This is a genomic window from Streptomyces sp. NBC_01474, from assembly GCF_035918215.1.
Classification (GTDB): Bacteria; Actinomycetota; Actinomycetes; order Streptomycetales; family Streptomycetaceae; genus Streptomyces; species Streptomyces aureus.
Genome location: NZ_CP109449.1, coordinates 3,222,235 through 3,238,666 on the forward strand (window position 1 = coordinate 3,222,235; position 16,432 = coordinate 3,238,666).

Below are 16,432 nucleotides of genomic sequence, written 5' to 3' on the forward strand. Positions count from 1 at the left end.
GCCGACGATCACTCCTTCTCCGGGGCCACGGGGTGCGCCTGGCGCTGACTCGACCGTGCCCGGCCCGTCCGGTCCGCCCGGGCCCGCTGGGCGGGACGGCAAGGACGGGACCGACGGAACTGACGGGACGACGCAGTGCCCTGACGGCTACACGTGGCAGGCCCCTGCCGACGATCCCAATGCGCTGGTCTGCCGCCGGGCTGGGGCTCCGCCGCCGGAGCAACCGGCCCCGGAGGACACGCCGCCGACCGCGGCCGGCCTGGATCCGCAACGACGCCAGTACGCGTGACCTCGCCCCCTCTCGCCTTCGGGCGGGAGGGGGCGTTTCGTCATGTTCCGTCGAGGAGCTGGCGAGCCGCGGCAAGCGCCGCCCCCCACGGATACCCGGCCGGCTTGCCGGATCCCGCCGGGTTGGGCTCGAACCCGCCATCGCCGTACAGGACCGTGACGCCCTGCTCGCGCAGTTCGGTGACGCTGCGGTCGAGTTGCCGGTGTTGGGCGTACGCGGCGTTCACACACGGCATCGTCACTGTCGGGATGCCCTTGCCGATGCCTTCGGCGGCTACGCCGACCACGAACGATGACGTGATGCCGAGCGCCCACGAATTGATGCTGTTGAAGGTAGCCGGGGCGAACAGGATGACGTCGGCTTTGGGCCAGACATCCAGCTGACCCGGCAACTTGTACTCGCTTCGGACCGGGTGCCCGGTGAGCGCGGCCAGGCCATCGAGACTGTCTCGGCGGCTGCCAACTTCGTCCAGCCAGCGGGCCGCTGTCGGTGTGAGGCCGAGGCACACGTCCCACCCGTCGGCCTGCGCCGTCTCGATGACCCGCGCCACGTCGAACACAGGGGGCGCGGCTGACGCGAACAGGTACAAGGTCCGTGAGGTCATGCCCTCATCTCATCCCGCACCGTTGATCACACGCAACCGCCCCCGTTCCGATGGAACGAGGGCGATTGCCGGTCCAGCGCCACGGAGCGCGAGTACCGTTCCAAATGGTGAGTCAGGAACGGAGTTCCAGTATGCCCAGAGACGACCACGCAGGGGCCCGCATCGCGGAAGCTCGCAAGCTCGGCGGATACACGCAACGTGGATTCGCCGACGCGATCGGCTTCTCCTACAGCCTGCTCCACCAAGTCGAGGGCGGCCACAAGACGGCGTCCCCCGACTTTATCGCGGCATGCGCCAGGGCACTGCACATCGACGTCACAGCCCTGACAGGACAGCCGTACATGACCGAGCTGCAACAAGATCGCCTCGCCGAACTGATCCGCCCCATCCGCGAGTCACTCGACCTGTACGACCTCGGCGCCGACCCCGACCTCACGCCCCGCTCGGCGGGCGAACTCATCTCCGGCGCAGACCTGTTGTGCCAGCGCGTGAGGGCAGCCAAGCTCACCGCCGCGGCCAAGCCCCTGCCCCACCTGATCGCCGAACTGACGACCGCCGTTCACTGCCACCCGACCACCGACCTGTGGCGCGCCCTCGCCTCCACGTACCGCAGCGCCCACGACATCGCCGTCAAGCTCGGCTTCTACGACCTGTCCACCATCGCCCTCGACCGCATGGATTGGGCTGCACAGCGCGCGTCCGATCCACTTCTGGCCGCGGTCCGCCAGTACATGCGGGGCCTCGTCTACTTCCGCGAGGGCGAGCACACCATCGGCTTGCGCCTCGTCGCCGCCGGCCATCTCGTCCTCGGCCAGGCCGACGAGAGCACCGAGTCCCTCGCCGTGGCCGGGCAACTCCATCTGGGAGCCACGGTGATCGCAGCAAGGGCGCGTGACGCCGGGCTCGTGGACACGCACCTTGCCGAGGCTCGACGGATCGCCAAGCGGACCGGGGACGCGTCCGCGGTGCACTGGCTGTCGTTCGGTCCCGCGAACGTGGCAGTGCACGAAGTGTCTGCGTTGGGCGAGCTCCGCCAGTACGGGCAGGCCGTTGAGAAGGCCCGCAAGGTGAAGATGCCCAACACGTGGGCGACGTCCCGGCGGGCGCACTTCTACATCGACCGGGCCCGTTCTGAGATGGAGATCGGACGGTGTGAGGCCGCGCTGAAGTCCCTGGTCCGGGCGCGGGAGGCTGCGCCGCAACAGACCCGCTATCACCCCGGTGCCCGCGAGACGATCCAAGGGCTCGTCCACCAGCAGCGCAAAACGCCCGACACTCTGGGGTACATGGCGGCATGGGTCGGCCTGTGAGTTGTCACTGAAGAGTGACAGTTAGCCCCCTCGCGAATCGCGACGCTGGTCACACAGCGAATCCGCGACGACGGCGGGGGCCGAGAATGAGCAGTCCCAGAGGAACCGCGCTTCCGACACCCACGATCTGTGAGGTGATCGAGGAGGCGCTGTCCGCGCCCCGCGACTACCCCACACCGGAGCGGCTGCGGTACCTGTACGCGGCGGCACGGCTGGCGATCCAGAGGCTGACGCCGATCGTGGCCGCACAGGTCGAGGATGCGGCGCCCGGACCGGAGCGCGCATCCCGGGAACGGGCGGTCGACGAGGCCGAGGCGGTCATGCGCGAGGGATTGAGCCCTAGCCCGCTCGCCGCATCTCTCACGATCAGCGCACTCGGCCGCGCACTCTGGGGCCTCCACCAGATCACAGGTGACGACCGATGAGCCCCAAGCCGACGTCTCAGCTCCCGTGGGTGCAGATCCCTGGAATCTGCTTCATGCGCAAGCCTGACGGCGCCATGCGCTGCACCTTCCACCCCGACCACCGGAGTGACCACCGGAACGTCTACAGCGGCCCGCTCACCAACGGCTTCCGGGCTGGCACGGGCTGGCCGCGCCGGCCGGGCGAGAAGCAGGCCGACTGAAAACTCCCGTCCGTCGGGTTCATGGAGGTGACTGGCGGCGGAGCAGGGCGGGCCGCCCGATGGCGAGCAGTGGGGGCGGCCCGCCCAACATGACTCGCCTACCACGTAGTTCCACGCCCCGTCCGGCGCCCCCGCCCCCGTCCCATCTGCCCGCACCGCCCCTCCGCGAAAGGAAGGCTCGTGCACCGACTGATCGCCAGTCCGTTCCTCAGTGACTACCTTCTCCTGCACCCCGGTCACCCCTCCGGCGTCCGTATCCCTGAGGCCCGCTACACCGAGCTCCGCGCCCTCAGCGGGCCGGACGCCGCCCCGGTCTGGCTGCACGACGCCGCCCGCCAGGCATGGCGGCTGCCCCTGGACCGGCCCCTGACCGTGGACCTCCTCGTCCGTGAGCGCTCCCGGTACGGGTACGCGAAAGCATCCTGGGAGATCAACCTCGGCTGCGACTACGACTGCGAGTTCTGCTACCTCGGAGAGAAGCGGTTCGAGGGCCTGGACTGGGAGGGCAAACAGCAGTTGCTCCGCACGATGCGCGACGCCGGCGTCCTGTGGCTACAGATCACGGGCGGCGAGGCCCTCATCGACCGAGAGTTCGGCGCGGCCTACGAGTACGCCCACCAGCTCGGCATGATGGTGCAGGTCTCCTCGAACGGTTCGTCCCTACGGAAAGCTCCGATCCGTGAGCTGTTCGCCCGGCACCGCCCGTACCGGCTCACCCTCAGCGTGTACGGGGCGACCGCGGAGACCTACGAGAAGGTCACCCGGAACCGCGGCTCATTCGGCAGGTTCCTCGAGGGCCTGGACGCCGCCCGTGCCGACGGGCTCCCGGTCCGGCTGAACGTGATCGTGTCGGACGACAACGCCCACGAGGTCGACGCCATGGTCGCCCTGTGCGAGCGGTACGGATTCTCGCATCAGGTGTTCACGAACATGTCGCCGACGATCGACGGCGAGGCCAACCCCCTCGCCACGCAGGCCGAGAGCCACCTCACTCCGCGCAGCGTCTTCACCGGCTGCAACGCGGGCCACACCTTCTTCCACGTCAACCCGCACGGCATCGCCTCGATCTGCAAGGTCGGCCGCGACCCGAGCGTGAACCTGATCACCGAGGGTCTGGATGCCCTCCCCCGACTCGGCCAGATCGCCGAGTCCCTACAGCTCCGCACCGGTGGCTGCTCCGGCTGCACAAAGGTCGGCACGTGCCGAACGTGCCGGCCGCTGGCCAAGCTCTACCAGGAGGCGGGGGATCGACGAGAGCTCTACTGCCAACACGGAGGTTACGGATCATGACACCGCCCACCGCCACTATCGCCCCGCCACGCGAGCCCGTGATGCTCACCATCGGCACCCGGCCGCCCGCGCACGCGACCGCTACCCTGCCGCTCCCGCTGACCGCCACGCCGATCCGCACGGATGAGTTCCAGATCATCGCCGATCTCGATGTGGCCGCCGAGGGCGCTAGGTGCTCCTGCTCGGCCGGCGACGACCAGCCGTACTAGAACCGCACCCTGCACCACCGTGCCGCCCTGGCCCGTACTCTGGCCGGGGCGGCATCATCCCCCCACTCTCCGAGGATCAGCGCGTGCCCATCCCTCGCATCGCCTTCGAGCAGCTCCCCGCCGACGCCCGCCGGGCCGTCGCCGACAAGACCGGCACCGTCCACCACACCGAGACGATGACCGGCGGCATGAACTCCGGCATCGCCTCCGTCCTGCACACCGGCAGCGGGCCCGTGTTCGTCAAGGGCATCCCTGCCGACCACCACCAGGTCGACGCTCAGCGCCGCGAAGCGGCCGTCGCCCCACTCCTGCCCGCTTCCTGCCCCCGTCTGCACTGGCACATCGAGGCCGCCGGGTGGAGCCTCCTCGGATACGAGGTCGTCCACGGCAGGCACGCCGACTACGCGCCCGGCTCGGCGGACCTCCCACTCGTCGAGGCCGCGCTCACCGAGCTCCAGGCCGTGACCGCGCCGGCCGACCTCGACATCAAGGAAGCCGCCGACCGGTGGAAGAACTACGCCCTGCCGGACGTCCTCCACTACTTCCGCGGCACGGCGCTGCTCCACACCGACTTCGCCCCAGACAACATCCTGATCACCGGCGGCCGGGCCCGCCTCGTCGACTGGGCGTGGCCGACGCGTGGCGCTGCCTGGCTCGATCCGGGGGCGCTGGCGCTGCGGCTCATGGAGGCAGGCCACTCGGTTGAGGATGCGCTCAGGTTCGCTGACCGGTTCCCGTCGTGGCACGACGCCGAGGCTCGAGCGCTTGCCGCGTTCTCGATGGCCTCGGCCGCTCTGTGGCGCGAGATTTCCGAGCAGTCGCCGGCCGAGTGGAAGCAGGAGCTGGCTCGCCACGCTGCCCTGCTCGCTGACTACTTGGCCGAGGACCGGTAGGTCAGCCGAGGTCGCGGAGCGGGACGCCGAGCCCGTCGGCGATGTCGATCATGGATCGAGCACGTGTGTGCATGCTGTGCGAATAGTCCACACGTTCTAGTGAACAGGGTTCGGTGGGCATTGCCAGCGGCAAACTCCACCTAAAGCATGTGGTCACACAAAGACTGGCCCCCTCCAAACGCTCCCAGGCACGGAGGTGCAGTCACAGCGCCCCCAGTCCACAACTGGGGGCGCTGCTACTGCCGCGTCAGGCAACATTCGCCCTGTCCTGCCGGACGGGGCGGCGGTAGGTGAACCGTTCTGGGTTTGGTGGAGACTCCACCGAACCCGGGAGGGTTCAGGTTGAGGCGCAGCCCAAGGGCATTGCCAGAACAGGATGGACTTGTAAATACCCGCCTGGTTCCCTGAGAAGACGGGTCGTCGACCACACCCTGGAGGATGAATATGTCCGATTTGGGGGACGCTGCAGCTGCACACGCGCGCCGACAGGAGCAGGCTGCCGAAGCCGCAGCCATCAACCGCGCCCAGAAGCAAAGGGCCCACGAGGCGCGGGCAGCACTCCTGCGCGAGCGGGCCCGGGAGTTCTTCGACTACGCACGGGATCACGCAGCCCCGCTGTTCCCCTTGTACCTCTACGGGTCACTTCAGCATGACGGTGCGTATGCCCGCATCGATGAACCCTGCATTACGGCCGCCGCCGCCGGCAGCCATGCCCTGTTCACCGGTAGGCACCCGGTTGGCCAGTGGACCGTCACCTCTGATGGGAGCGTCGATTGCTCCGCACGCATCGAACAGCGCCAGCGCGTCCGCGACGCACGGCGGTACGGCATCCGCGAGGACGTCTTCGTCGTCGTCGACATGAGTAGGCATGACCTTTGGGAACCCCACTACGGTGAGCTAGGCCCCCACTTCGTGGCCGCCGCGTCAGCACTGAAAAAGGCTGCCCGACTTGCAGACCTGATGACGGGCATTCAGGGCGACGGATTGATCGGGTACGTGCTGTAGATCAACGCCGAACGCAGCCGCTTCAAGAGCCCCACGCCGCCCGGAACAGGAGCCGAGCGGCGCGTCACCTCACAACAGGGCCAACGTTGCCTGATGCGGCACTACTTCCACTCGATCTCGATCGTCTCCGCGTCGAAGTACGACCCGCCGACCATCCGACCCCGACGCGCGGTATGCACCGTGACCTTCATCAGGTAGTCAATGGTCGCCCGCTTCCGGGACAGATCGAACGCCTCGCTCATCCACACCGCCTCGGGATCCTCTGCACCGATCAACTCCGCAGCCGGGTTCCGCTTTACCGCGTCTTTCATCGCGTCCTCGGCCGCTGCAAGTCGCTTCCGCGCAGGGCCAGCGGCAGCACGCCACTCCTGCATGTCCATCTCGCCCTTACCGAGGGCGGTGGCCAAGTCGTCCAGCATCCGACGCGCCGACCGCATCTCATCTTGCAGAGCACGGACATTGACCGGCTCCTCACGAGGTGCCGTGAGGTCCTCGGTGTTCTCACGGGCAAGCCTGTCCATCAACTGCAAGATGACGAAGCTGTCGAGGTCCGGGAGATCCCGTGTCACACAATCCTTGTCGCGGCACCGATAGACCGGCCGCGTCCCACCGCCCCGGCGATTCGGCTTCGAAGACGCCTTCAGCGTGGCCCCGCACACGCCGCACACGTAGATGTTGGACCCGAGATGCTTGCGCGCATTCGTCGCCGAAGGGAGCCGCGCCGGATCCTCCAGTACCGCAACCATGCTGCGCCACGTGGGCTCATCCATGAGCGGCATCCAATCGGCCCGGCCGACGATCTCCCCGCGGTGCTGCATCAACCCGACGTTGCGAGGCCGGAGCAGCACGCTGCGGAAGTTCGGGGCTCGGTGCACCTTGCCGTGAGACGTCATCAGGCCGGCCGTCTTGGCGGCCGCGACGAGGGATCCGAGCGAGGCTCCGGACAGAACAGCGGGCGCCGCGTCGCGGACGACGGCTGCCTCCGACCCTTCAGCGAACGTGGCAGTCGTTCCGCAGTCGCCGCACACCCTGGTGACTTGGAGCGTGTCCTTCGCCTCGCACGCCTCGCACGCAAGGTTCCGCGTGAATCGGTCGACCGCCCCGCATCCGTCGCACTGGCGCCGCACTGGGAACCCGTCGGGACCCACCCGCCCACAGTCGGGGCACTCCAGCGTGCGCGGCGTGACGCCGTCCTTCTCGTAGCCGAACGGGCGGGGTCCGCCGGCGTATTCACCACGCCCGACCTTCTGATCCCGGGCCCGTTTGGAGCGTTCGATCATCCGCTCCACTTCGTAGCGGGCCTGTACGCCGAGTTGCCGGGCGATCATCCTGCCGGTGGCTGTGCTGAGGTCCAGTTGACCGGCCTTGACGGTGCGGGTGTCGATGCCGTTGGGCCCGCAGACGTCGATGTACTCCTCAAGTTCGACAGGGGAGCGGTGCAGGCGGTCGGTGTGCCAGGCGAGGACGCAGTCTGCTTCGTCGTTGCGGAGTGCGTCGAGCATGGCCTTGTAGTCGGGCCGGGGCTTGCCGGTGTAGGCCGAGAGGTCGTTGTCCTCGAAGAGCCGCACGATGCGGTACTCAACTGTGGGCGTGGAGAGTTGGGCGGCGAGTTCCTCGCAGTCCTCTACCTGCCGCTCGGTGGCGAGGTGCGCACCCTCGCGGTCCTCGCTGATCCGGGCGTAGATGAAGCAGCGAACGACCCGGCGTACCACGGCGATTGCACTGCCTAGAGCCACGAGTTGAGCATCCCAGGTTAGGGGTGTCTTTCGCAGCAGTTCGGGACGACGAAGAAATGGCGCAACCTCCAGGCGAACCCGAAGGTCGCGCTCGTCGTCGACGACATCCTCAGCCTCAAGCCGTGGAAGGTGCGGGGCGTCGACATCCGTGGCGAGGCGGAACTCCTCACCGGCCCGCACCACCTGGGCGCGCACTTCAGCGAGGAACTCATCCGCATCCACCCGCGCAAGATCCACAGCTGGGGGCTCGACGACCAGGCCCTCGACGACTAGCGATCCTGGAGGACTCCCTCCAGGGACAGCAGCTGCAGCTTTCGCTCCAGGCCGCCCGCGTAGCCGGTGAGGGAGCCGTCCGCGCCGATCACGCGGTGGCAGGGGCGGACGATGAGGAGCGGGTTGGCCCCGATCGCGCCGCCGATGGCGCGGACCGCGGCGCGTGACGCGCCGATGCTCGCTGCCACGGCGCCGTACGTGGTCGTCGCGCCGTACGGCACGGCGTCGAGCGCCGCCCACACCTTCTCGCGGAACTCGGTGCCCTCCGTGCTGAACTCCAGTTGGAATTCCTTGAGTTCACCGGCGAAGTAGGCGGCGAGCTGCTTCTCGGCGTCGGCGAATCGCTCGGGTGCGCGCCGCCACCCGGGCTGCACCGTGCGGCCGCCCTTCTGCCCGGGCACGGACAGTGAGGTGAGGGCGCCCGACTCGTCGCCGGTGAGCAGGAGTTCACCGACGGGGCTGTCGAGCACGGTGTAGTAGACGGTCATGACTGCTGCTCCAACTGTCGCTGTGTCCAGAGGTGTTGCTGTGCGTACGTGCGCCAGGGGCGCCAGGTGTCGGGTACGGGTTCCTGCCCCGGCGCGTGGGGCAGGGCCACGTCCGGGTCGGCCAGGGACCGCATGCGGACGAGGGCGGCGGTGCGGGCGTCGACGCCGGGCAGGGCGCGCAGGGCGGCCTCGGCGTCGTCGCGGTCGGCGCCCGGGTCGAGGCGCAGGGCGCCGTCGGCGAGGGCCGTGGCGAGTGCGCCGACGGGTCCCGGTTCCCCGGCGAGGTCGTCGGGTGAGGGGAAGACATGGGTGAGGGTGCCGCAGGGCGCGTCGACGGCCTTCGCGTACCGCTCGACGAGCCGCGCCGACTCCGTCCGCCCGGCGAGGAGCCGCACGGCCACCTCGTCGGGGTCGGCGGCGCCCGGCGCGCGCAGACCGGGCCGTGCGGCCACGAGCGGTGCGAGGCGCGGGTCGGCGCCGAGGCGCTCGTCGATCGCGTAGGGGTCGCTGTCCAGGTCGAACAGGCGCCGCAGGCGTCCCACGGCCGTCGTCAGGTCGCGCAGGTCGGTGAGGTGGATGCGGGCGTCGAGCCAGCCGCCGTGGTGCGCGGCGCGGCTCGCGGGCGTGGACCTGGTGCGCTCGTCGACGGAGACGACGCCGGTGCCGTACGGCAGGCGCAGGGTGCGCCGGTAGATGCGGGCGCCCGGCGTTCCGGTCATCTCCTCGACGCCGTCGAGGGCCTCGCGGGCGAGGGTGTCGAAGAGGGGGCGGGCCTGGTAGGGGCCGCGGTGGGCGAGGCGCAGGGGGATGCCGGCCGCGGTGGCGGTGGCGCGGGTGGCGGGGGCCTCGGCGCGCAGCTCCGTGGGCGTACGGGCGTAGACCGCGCGGATCGTGTCGTTGAACTGGCGCACGCTCGCGAAGCCCGCGGCGAACGCGATCTCCGTGATCGGCAGGCCGGTCGTCTGGAGCAGGACGCGCGCGGTGTGGGCGCGCTGGGCGCGGGCCAGGGCGACGGGCCCGGCGCCCAGCTCGGTGGTGAGCTGGCGCTGCACCTGGCGGGCGCTGTACCCGAGGCGCACCGCGAGCCCGGCGACGCCCTCGCGGTCGACGACGCCGTCGCCGATCATGCGCATGGCGCGGCCCACCACGTCGGCGCGTACGTTCCAGTCGGCCGAGCCCGGCACGGCGTCGGGGCGGCAGCGCCGGCAGGCGCGGAACCCGGAGCCCTGCGCCGCCGCGGCGGTGGCGTAGTAGCGGACGTTCTTTCGCTTGGGGGTGACCGCGGGGCAGCTGGGGCGGCAGTAGATGCCGGTCGTCTCGACGGCGAAGAAGAACTCTCCGTCGAAGCGCGCGTCGCGGCTGCGCACCGCTTCGTACCGCGTGTCCTCATCGATCATCACGCCCTCCAGTGTGCGCCTGCGCGGCGCAGGGGGCTGGCGGAATTCGGACATGGCGCTATGGCACCGGGGCGCGGGGATGCCGCGGCCTCCGCCGTCCCGTACGGGACGGCGGAGGCCGCACGCGAGACCGGCTCAGCCGAGGCGCCCCCGCTTGGCCTCCATCGCGGCGCGGCCCTGGGCGCCGCGCATCTTCCAGACGCGCCGCATCTCGTCCCGCAGACGGGCGTCGGTGCGGGCGGCGAGCCGCTGGTTCTCGCGCAGCAGCTTGCGGTAGCTGTCGAGGCGGCGCGGGGGCAGCGTCCCGTCGTCGAGCGCGGCCAGCACGGCGCATCCCGGCTCGGCGTCGTGGGCGCAGTCGTGGAACCTGCACTCCTGTGCCAGGGCCTCGATCTCCGAGAAGACCTGCCCGACGCCGGCCTCGGCGTCGAAGAGCCCGACGCCACGCAGCCCGGGGGTGTCGATCAGGACGCCGCCGGTCGGCAGGACCAGCAGGTTGCGGGTGGTCGTGGTGTGCCGGCCCTTGCCGTCGACGTCGCGCACGGCGTGCACGTGCATGACGTCGGCGCCGAGCAGGGCGTTGGCGAGCGTCGACTTGCCCGCTCCGGACTGGCCGAGGAGCACGGACGTCCCGTCGAGGAGCGCGCCGAGCACATCGATGCCGTGGCCCTGCTCGGCGCTGACCGCGAGGACCTGCACGCCGGGCGCAGCCGTCTCCACGTCGGAGACGAGGTGCGCGGTGGTCGCGGCGTCCGGCACGAGGTCGGCCTTGGTGAGGACGACGACGGGCTGGGCGCCGGACTCCCACGCCAGGGCGAGGAACCGCTCGATACGGCCGAGGTCGAGGTCGGCGGCCAGCGACACGGCGATCACGGCGTGGTCGACGTTGGCCGCGAGGATCTGGCCCTCCGACCGCTTCGACGAGGTCGACCGCACGAAAGACGTGCGGCGCGGCAGCAGCGACCTCACGTACCGCGGGTCGCGTTCTTCAGGGTCTACGGCGACCCAGTCGCCCGTGCACACGACCTTCATCGGGTCGCGGGGGACGACGAATTCGGTGTCGGCGCGCACCACACCCTCGGCGGTGACGACGTCACACAGACCACGATCGACACGTACGACACGGCCCGGCAGCAGGCCCTGCCCGGCGAACCGGGCGAACTCAGCTTCCCAGCCGCCGTCCCAGCCGTACACAGCCAGGGCCGATTTCGAGGGAGAAGAGCTCGGGAGAGAAGAGGAAGACAAGGGGTGACCCTTCACAAAGGCGGCCCCAGCTGGTCGCGCACAGCGGCGCGAACGAAGAAGGCAGGTCAGCCGGTGACCACAGAGGTGGACTCGATGAACTTCTGGATGCGGGCAGCGCCCGTCACAACGACAGCCATCGGTCAACACCTCCTGGAACACGCCTCTGCGTACGGTGGCCATGGACCACCGCTGGAACGGTTCGGAGACTAGCTCAGGCAAGAGCAGCGGCACCAGGCATTTATCGGCCTCGCGCCCACCCCCCGGACACCGGCCGGCAGCCCTGAGTCGGATACCAGGCGAGTGCGACTACGGAGGGCGGATGACACCTCGTCACATCCCCCGCGTCGTACAGCCGCCTCACTGACCCGACGCGGTACACCTAGCGCTGCAGTCACCCTGTTCCCCCCTCCGAAGAGGAGACCCTCGTGCGACTTCGTCCGATCCGGCGCGGGCGCGGCCCGGCCGCCACCGCGGCGGCACTGCTCGTCGCACTGGGGGCACTGTCCGCAGCGCCCGTCGGGGCAGCTCCGGCGGAAGCGCAGGACGGCGCACAAGTGGTGACGTACCACGGCTACCAGGTGCGGGTCCCGGCCACGTGGCAGGTCGTCGACCTCGAACGGCACCCCGACACCTGCGTACGTTTCGACCGGCCCACCGTCTATCTCGGCCGTCCCGGCAACGGGTCGACGTGCCCGGCGAGGCTGGTCGGACGCACGGAAGGCCTGGTCGTCGAACCGCTTGCCGGTCTTGACCCCCACCGTGTGACGCCCTCCACGGCACGCGCCGCCGGTCATTCGGCCGTCGCTCCGGGCGCGGTCTCCACCAACGACGAGATCCAGGTCGCCGTCGAGAGCGCGGGCGTACTCGTCACCGCGTCGCACACCGACGCCAACGAGACCGCGGTACGCAAGGTCCTTGGGTCGGCGATCCTGACGACGGGCGGCAATCCCGCGCCGCTGCCGACGGGCCGTGCGGCGCGGACCGCGGCCGCCGCGGGGGCGCAGCCCGGCGAGTTCACCGGCCATGGCTTCGACTCCTGCACCGCGCCCTCCCAGAAGACGATGGACGCCTGGCGGGCCGACTCCCCGTACGGCGCCGTCGGCGTCTACATCAGCGGCGAGACACGAGCCTGCGCGCAGCCGAACCTCACCGCCTCCTGGGTGAGCAAGCAGACCGCGAAGGGGTGGCGGCTCATCCCGATCGAGGTCGGCAGGCAAGCCCCCTGCACCACCTTCTCCAACAGGATGTCCGCCGTTCCGGCCACCGCGCGCTCTCAGGGCGCCGCTGCCGCCGTCGGCTCGGTGTCCGCCGCCCGGGCGCTCGGCATCCCGGCCGGGAGCGCCCTCTACAACGACATCGAGGGCTACGCCTCCACCGCCTCCTGCAAGGCGGCCGTCCTCTCCTACCTGTCCGGCTGGACCGAGGCGCTGCACGCCGGCGGCTATCTCTCCGGCTTCTACTCCGGCGCCTCTTCCGGTGTCCGCGACGCGGCGGCCGAGCACGACAACCCGGCGTACACGCGCGTCGACCACATCTGGTTCGCCGCGTGGAACGGTGCCGCCACCACCGACGCCGGCAGCTACGTCCCGGCTTCCGCCTGGCCGGGCAGTCAGCGCATCCACCAGTACGCCGGTGAGGTCCAGGAGACCTGGGGCGGCGCCAAGGTGAACATCGACCGCGACTATCTCGACGTCGGGTAGGCCAGGGGCGACAGGGGCTCGGTCACGCAGGCTTCCCCAGCGCGCTTACTCCCGAGTAATATCGCGCGCCAGTCATCCGAGGAGGTTCCGTGCCCCGCCCCGCTTCAGGTTCCAGGCCCCGTTCCAGGTCCCGTTCGTCGTCCACGCGCAAGTCACTCGCCCTCGCCGGGCTGCTCGCCGGTGCCGGGGTGACGCACTTCGTCGCCCCGAAGTCCTTCGACGCCACGGTGCCCCGCGCGCTGCCGGGCTCCGCGCGCGCGTGGACGTACGCGAGCGGCGCCGTCGAGCTCGCGCTCGCGGCCGGCATCGCGCTGCCGTGGACGCGCCGCAGGGCCGCTCAGGCCACGGCCGCCTTCTTCGTGGGCGTCTTCCCCGCCAATGTGCAGATGGCGGTCGACTGGCGCGACAAGCCCGCGCCGCTGCTGACCGCGGCCCTCGTGCGGCTTCCCCTTCAGGTGCCGCTCGTGCTGTGGGCGCGCGGCGTGGCCAAGGCCCAGGAGGCCGGATCATGAGCAAGCGCGTCGAAGCGGGCGACACCGTCGAGGACTTCACCCTGCCGGACGAGAGCGGCACCCCGACGCGGCTGTCGGAGCTGCTGAGCGAGGGTCCCGTCGTCCTGTTCTTCTACCCGGCGGCCATGACGCCCGGGTGCACGGCCGAGGCCTGTCACTTCCGGGATCTCGCGGCCGAGTTCGCGGCCGTCGGCGCGCGGCCCGTGGGCGTCAGCGCCGATCCGGTCGAGCGCCAGGCGGAGTTCGCCGGGAAGCACACGCTCGGCTTCCCGCTGCTCTCGGACGCGCAGGGCGAGGTGCGCGAGCGGTTCGGGGTCGCGCGCGGCTTCTCGATCGCGCCGACGAAGCGGGCCACGTTCGTCCTCGGACAGGACCGCGTCGTCCTCGAAGTGGTCCGCAGCGAGTTCCGGATGAGCGCCCACGCCGACCGTGCGCTCGCGGTGCTGCGGGAGCGGGCGGCCTGAACACAGGTGGAACGGGCGGGCGGCCGGCACCGCTCCTCGGCGACAACCGGGGCGGCCCGCCGGTCACTGGGCCGGCTCCCCGAGGAGGCGGTCGCCGTACTGCGACTCGCCGCCCTCCTCGGGCTTCACGGTGGCGACCCGGCCGGTCGCGTACACACTCGGTGAACCCGCCCTGCTCCTGGGCCGGAAGAGCGATGCCGCCGCTCACTTCGCGCGGGCGACGGCCATCGCCGACCAGTGGCACAGCCCGTGGGGGCGGAGCCGTGGCTAGCCGGCCGGGGCGGTCTCCGGCGCGAGGCTGTCCATGAACGAGCTGACGGAGAACACGGCGCGGCCGGCGCCCGCGGGGCCGTAGCCGGGGGGCGAGGAGAGGCCGTACTCCTCCATCGTGGAGCGGTAGGCCTCCAGGAGCCTGATGTGGTACTCCAGCGGCGCGCCCTGCGGGTTGGCCTTGCCGAGCGGGGTCGTCGGCTCGGGGCACCACGTGGTGAAGCGGGGTGTGATGCCGTGCGACATGAAGAAGCGCAGGCCCTCGGTGGTGGAGGCGATGGCCTCGTCGACGGTGGTGAAGCCGGAGGGCTCGGCCATCTCGACGCCGGCCACGAAGTTCGGGATCACGTTGCGCGCGCCGAAGACGTCCGCCGAGTCGAGGATGCGCTTGTGCCACTCGTCGCGGCCGACGTAGCGCTCCTTGCCGGGGCAGTACAGCTCGAACAGGCGGCGGTCCCACACCTCGTAGTTGGGGTGGTAGATCTGCACGCCGTAGTCCTTGAAGCGCTGCACGTCGTCCTTGGGCAGCGCCTGGGCGACGACCTTGCCGATCCAGCGGCCGGGGAAGTGCTCCTCGATGGCCTTGGCGTACAGGCCGTAGAAGTCGGCCTCGTCACGGCCCTGGAGCTTGGAGGTGATCGCACCGCCGGTGAGCGTGTAGGCGGTGGACGCCTTCGTGGTGTCGTACTTGTCGATGATCTCGAGGGCTTCGAGGACCTCGTCGACGTCCTTGACGCCGGTGTACGGGCGGCCGGCCGCCTTGTGCTGGCGCCAGTTGTGGTTGATGTCGCAGTACTGGCACTCCTCCTTGGCGCCGAAGTACTGGCAGACGCGGAAGACGGTCAGATAGATCAGGTAGCCCCACTGGATGGTGGGGGCCACCTCCATGACGGACTTTCCGTTGGAGAGCTTGTGCCGGTAGTACTCCGGCATCGGCGGGACGCCGACGTCCGAGATCCGCTTCCCGTCGAGGTAGAGGCCGAGCATCCCGTCCTCGTCGGCCGCGACCCGGTAGGGCGACGACGGGTTCACGCGGACCGAGACGACCGTGCGCCGCAGGTCGTACGGGCCGCCGGTGAGGATGATCTCCTCCGGCGGTCGGCGCAGCGCGGCCTCGCCGAGCTCGGGGAGCGTGCCGTGGTCGAAGGAGAAGATGAAGTACGACTTCGGCTTGACGTCACCGGACTCGTTGTCGCTGAGCGCGGACCTGTCGAACGCCACGCCGCCGCGCAGCAGATCCTCCTTGAACACCGCTTCCCGCGGCACGTGCGGGAAGCGCTCCATCAGGTCCTCGACCAGCGCCGTACGGCTCTGCATCCCGTCTCTCCTCAGCTCCCGGAACATCACTGCTCGAGAACTCACGGTATGCCCCCGCTTGCACGTCAGCCCTGCCGGGTCCCCGCGCGCGCCACGATGTGCGCCGGGGCGGTGATGCCGGGCGGCAGCAGCGGGTCGGCGGTCGGCGCGCCCCAGCGGGAGGTCAGGGGCAGGGTGCCGGCCCACAGGCCGAGGACTGCGTCGGGCCCGGCGCCGTCGTCGGGGGCGCCCGTACGGATCTTGACGGAGGCCTCGTCGAGGGACAGCACCAGGAGGGTGGTGGCGGCCAGTTCCTTGCGGTTGGGCCGGCGGGCGTACGTCCACTGGCCGGGGGTCGCGTGCTCGGTGAGGCGCTGCAGGCCCGCGAGCTTCTCGTCGGGGTCGGTGACCGTGCGCGGTACGCCGTGGATCATCGCGCTGCGGTAGTTCACGCCGTGCTCGAAGACGGAGCGGGCGAGGACCAGGCCGTCGACGTGGGTGACGGTCACGCATATCGGCGCGTCGGGTTCGGCGGCCAGGCTGCGGCTCGCCACCGATCCGTGCAGGTAGAGCCGGGTGTCGTCGCGGCCGTAGACGGTGGGGACGACGACGGGGCGGCCGTCGACGAGGACGCCGAGATGGCAGACGAATGCCGCGTCGAGGATCGCCTCGAGGTCGGAGCGTTCGAGGCTGCCCTGCTCGCGGAGCCTGCTGTGGCGGGTGCGGTCGGTCTGCGGGAGCGTGCGCGACAGCGTTGTCGCGTTCTCGGTCTGGGTCATGCGGTCGGACGGTACTCCGTGGTGACCACCCCCTCGCGGGCGGGGAC

General features: G+C 70.4%; 17 protein-coding genes and 1 pseudogene. 11 read left to right on the plus strand and 7 right to left on the minus strand.

The features are described from left to right. Positions 1 to 329 precede the first annotated feature (329 nt). A complete protein-coding gene (locus OG758_RS15030; RefSeq protein WP_326710475.1) occupies positions 330 to 893 on the minus strand; it encodes a flavoprotein in 564 nt (187 codons plus the stop codon). A 131-nt stretch (positions 894 to 1,024) separates the two neighbouring features. Between OG758_RS15030 and OG758_RS15035 the strand changes: the two genes are divergently transcribed. The 7 genes from OG758_RS15035 to OG758_RS15065 all read left to right on the plus strand — a co-directional run bounded on the left by OG758_RS15035 (position 1,025) and on the right by OG758_RS15065 (position 6,225). Then, positions 1,025 to 2,203 carry a helix-turn-helix domain-containing protein gene (locus tag OG758_RS15035; RefSeq protein WP_326710476.1) on the plus strand — a complete coding sequence of 393 codons (1,179 nt, stop codon included), beginning with the start codon at positions 1,025 to 1,027 and terminating at the stop codon, positions 2,201 to 2,203. 134 nt (positions 2,204 to 2,337) lie between these two features. Next, complete coding sequence (locus tag OG758_RS15040; protein WP_326710477.1) at positions 2,338 to 2,628, plus strand: DUF6415 family natural product biosynthesis protein; 291 nt, start codon at positions 2,338 to 2,340, stop codon at positions 2,626 to 2,628. Between the two features lie 53 nt (positions 2,629 to 2,681). Beyond that, entirely contained in the window at positions 2,682 to 2,828 is a 147-nt protein-coding gene (locus tag OG758_RS15045) for a hypothetical protein (protein WP_326710478.1), read from the plus strand. Positions 2,829 to 3,008: 180 nt separating this feature from the next. Beyond that, positions 3,009 to 4,118, plus strand: a complete 1,110-nt coding sequence (locus OG758_RS15050) for a radical SAM protein (RefSeq protein ID WP_442810326.1) — start codon at positions 3,009 to 3,011, stop codon at positions 4,116 to 4,118. Further along, on the plus strand, positions 4,115 to 4,327 hold the full coding sequence (locus OG758_RS15055) for a hypothetical protein (RefSeq protein ID WP_326710479.1): 213 nt from the start codon (positions 4,115 to 4,117) through the stop codon (positions 4,325 to 4,327). Before OG758_RS15050 ends, OG758_RS15055 begins: the two co-directional genes overlap by 4 nt. 83 nt (positions 4,328 to 4,410) lie before the next feature. Continuing rightward, the gene (locus OG758_RS15060; RefSeq protein WP_326710480.1) at positions 4,411 to 5,220 is read left to right on the plus strand and encodes an aminoglycoside phosphotransferase; all 810 of its coding nucleotides are present in this window, start codon (positions 4,411 to 4,413) and stop codon (positions 5,218 to 5,220) included. Between the two features lie 444 nt (positions 5,221 to 5,664). Further along, entirely contained in the window at positions 5,665 to 6,225 is a 561-nt protein-coding gene (locus tag OG758_RS15065; RefSeq protein ID WP_326710481.1) for a hypothetical protein, read from the plus strand. Between the two features lie 101 nt (positions 6,226 to 6,326). On the opposite strand, the gene OG758_RS15070 is transcribed toward OG758_RS15065, so the two are convergent. Next, positions 6,327 to 7,961, minus strand: coding sequence for a recombinase family protein (locus OG758_RS15070; protein ID WP_326715923.1), 1,635 nt, complete (start codon positions 7,959 to 7,961; stop codon positions 6,327 to 6,329). A gap of 42 nt (positions 7,962 to 8,003) precedes the next feature. Here OG758_RS15070 and OG758_RS15075 point away from each other — a divergent pair. Next, positions 8,004 to 8,234: pseudogene (locus OG758_RS15075) on the plus strand (pyridoxamine 5'-phosphate oxidase family protein); the annotation flags it as partial. Here the strand turns inward: OG758_RS15075 and OG758_RS15080 are convergent. The 3 genes from OG758_RS15080 to rsgA form a co-directional block, all read right to left on the minus strand. After that, complete coding sequence (locus tag OG758_RS15080) at positions 8,231 to 8,722, minus strand: methylated-DNA--[protein]-cysteine S-methyltransferase (protein WP_326710482.1); 492 nt, start codon at positions 8,720 to 8,722, stop codon at positions 8,231 to 8,233. The pseudogene OG758_RS15075 and the gene OG758_RS15080 sit on opposite strands and share 4 nt — an antisense overlap. Beyond that, a complete protein-coding gene (locus OG758_RS15085) occupies positions 8,719 to 10,119 on the minus strand; it encodes a DNA-3-methyladenine glycosylase 2 family protein (RefSeq protein WP_326715924.1) in 1,401 nt (466 codons plus the stop codon). The genes OG758_RS15080 and OG758_RS15085 overlap by 4 nt, the downstream gene beginning before the upstream one ends. A 135-nt stretch (positions 10,120 to 10,254) precedes the next feature. Next, positions 10,255 to 11,364: a ribosome small subunit-dependent GTPase A gene (gene rsgA, locus OG758_RS15090; protein ID WP_326710483.1), complete on the minus strand. Its 1,110-nt coding sequence runs from the start codon at positions 11,362 to 11,364 to the stop codon at positions 10,255 to 10,257. A gap of 425 nt (positions 11,365 to 11,789) precedes the next feature. Here rsgA and OG758_RS15095 point away from each other — a divergent pair, with 425 nt between their 5' ends. From OG758_RS15095 to OG758_RS15105, 3 genes are all read left to right on the plus strand, one after another. Then, on the plus strand, positions 11,790 to 13,064 hold the full coding sequence (locus OG758_RS15095; RefSeq protein WP_326710484.1) for a DUF1906 domain-containing protein: 1,275 nt from the start codon (positions 11,790 to 11,792) through the stop codon (positions 13,062 to 13,064). An 89-nt stretch (positions 13,065 to 13,153) separates the two neighbouring features. Next, positions 13,154 to 13,576: a DoxX family protein gene (locus OG758_RS15100; protein WP_382059585.1), complete on the plus strand. Its 423-nt coding sequence runs from the start codon at positions 13,154 to 13,156 to the stop codon at positions 13,574 to 13,576. Further along, positions 13,573 to 14,040, plus strand: coding sequence for a peroxiredoxin (locus OG758_RS15105; RefSeq protein WP_227298035.1), 468 nt, complete (start codon positions 13,573 to 13,575; stop codon positions 14,038 to 14,040). Before OG758_RS15100 ends, OG758_RS15105 begins: the two co-directional genes overlap by 4 nt. 267 nt (positions 14,041 to 14,307) lie before the next feature. On the opposite strand, the gene OG758_RS15110 is transcribed toward OG758_RS15105, so the two are convergent. Further along, complete coding sequence (locus OG758_RS15110) at positions 14,308 to 15,627, minus strand: radical SAM protein (protein ID WP_326710485.1); 1,320 nt, start codon at positions 15,625 to 15,627, stop codon at positions 14,308 to 14,310. Between the two features lie 65 nt (positions 15,628 to 15,692). Next, the gene (locus OG758_RS15115; RefSeq protein WP_326710486.1) at positions 15,693 to 16,385 is read right to left on the minus strand and encodes a pyridoxamine 5'-phosphate oxidase family protein; all 693 of its coding nucleotides are present in this window, start codon (positions 16,383 to 16,385) and stop codon (positions 15,693 to 15,695) included. Positions 16,386 to 16,432: the final 47 nt, after the last annotated feature.

What these genes read in the sequence shown, in the direction of transcription:
- OG758_RS15030 (WP_326710475.1), bottom strand. Translation starts at nt 893, where the DNA reads ATGACCTCACGGACCTTGTACCTGTTCGCGTCAGCCGCGCCCCCTGTG.
- OG758_RS15035 (WP_326710476.1), top strand. Translation starts at nt 1,025, where the DNA reads ATGCCCAGAGACGACCACGCAGGGGCCCGCATCGCGGAAGCTCGCAAG.
- OG758_RS15045 (WP_326710478.1), top strand. Translation starts at nt 2,682, where the DNA reads ATGCGCAAGCCTGACGGCGCCATGCGCTGCACCTTCCACCCCGACCAC.
- OG758_RS15055 (WP_326710479.1), top strand. Translation starts at nt 4,115, where the DNA reads ATGACACCGCCCACCGCCACTATCGCCCCGCCACGCGAGCCCGTGATG.
- OG758_RS15065 (WP_326710481.1), top strand. Translation starts at nt 5,665, where the DNA reads ATGTCCGATTTGGGGGACGCTGCAGCTGCACACGCGCGCCGACAGGAG.
- OG758_RS15080 (WP_326710482.1), bottom strand. Translation starts at nt 8,722, where the DNA reads ATGACCGTCTACTACACCGTGCTCGACAGCCCCGTCGGTGAACTCCTG.
- OG758_RS15085 (WP_326715924.1), bottom strand. Translation starts at nt 10,119, where the DNA reads ATGATCGATGAGGACACGCGGTACGAAGCGGTGCGCAGCCGCGACGCG.
- OG758_RS15105 (WP_227298035.1), top strand. Translation starts at nt 13,573, where the DNA reads ATGAGCAAGCGCGTCGAAGCGGGCGACACCGTCGAGGACTTCACCCTG.
- OG758_RS15110 (WP_326710485.1), bottom strand. Translation starts at nt 15,627, where the DNA reads ATGCAGAGCCGTACGGCGCTGGTCGAGGACCTGATGGAGCGCTTCCCG.
- OG758_RS15115 (WP_326710486.1), bottom strand. Translation starts at nt 16,385, where the DNA reads ATGACCCAGACCGAGAACGCGACAACGCTGTCGCGCACGCTCCCGCAG.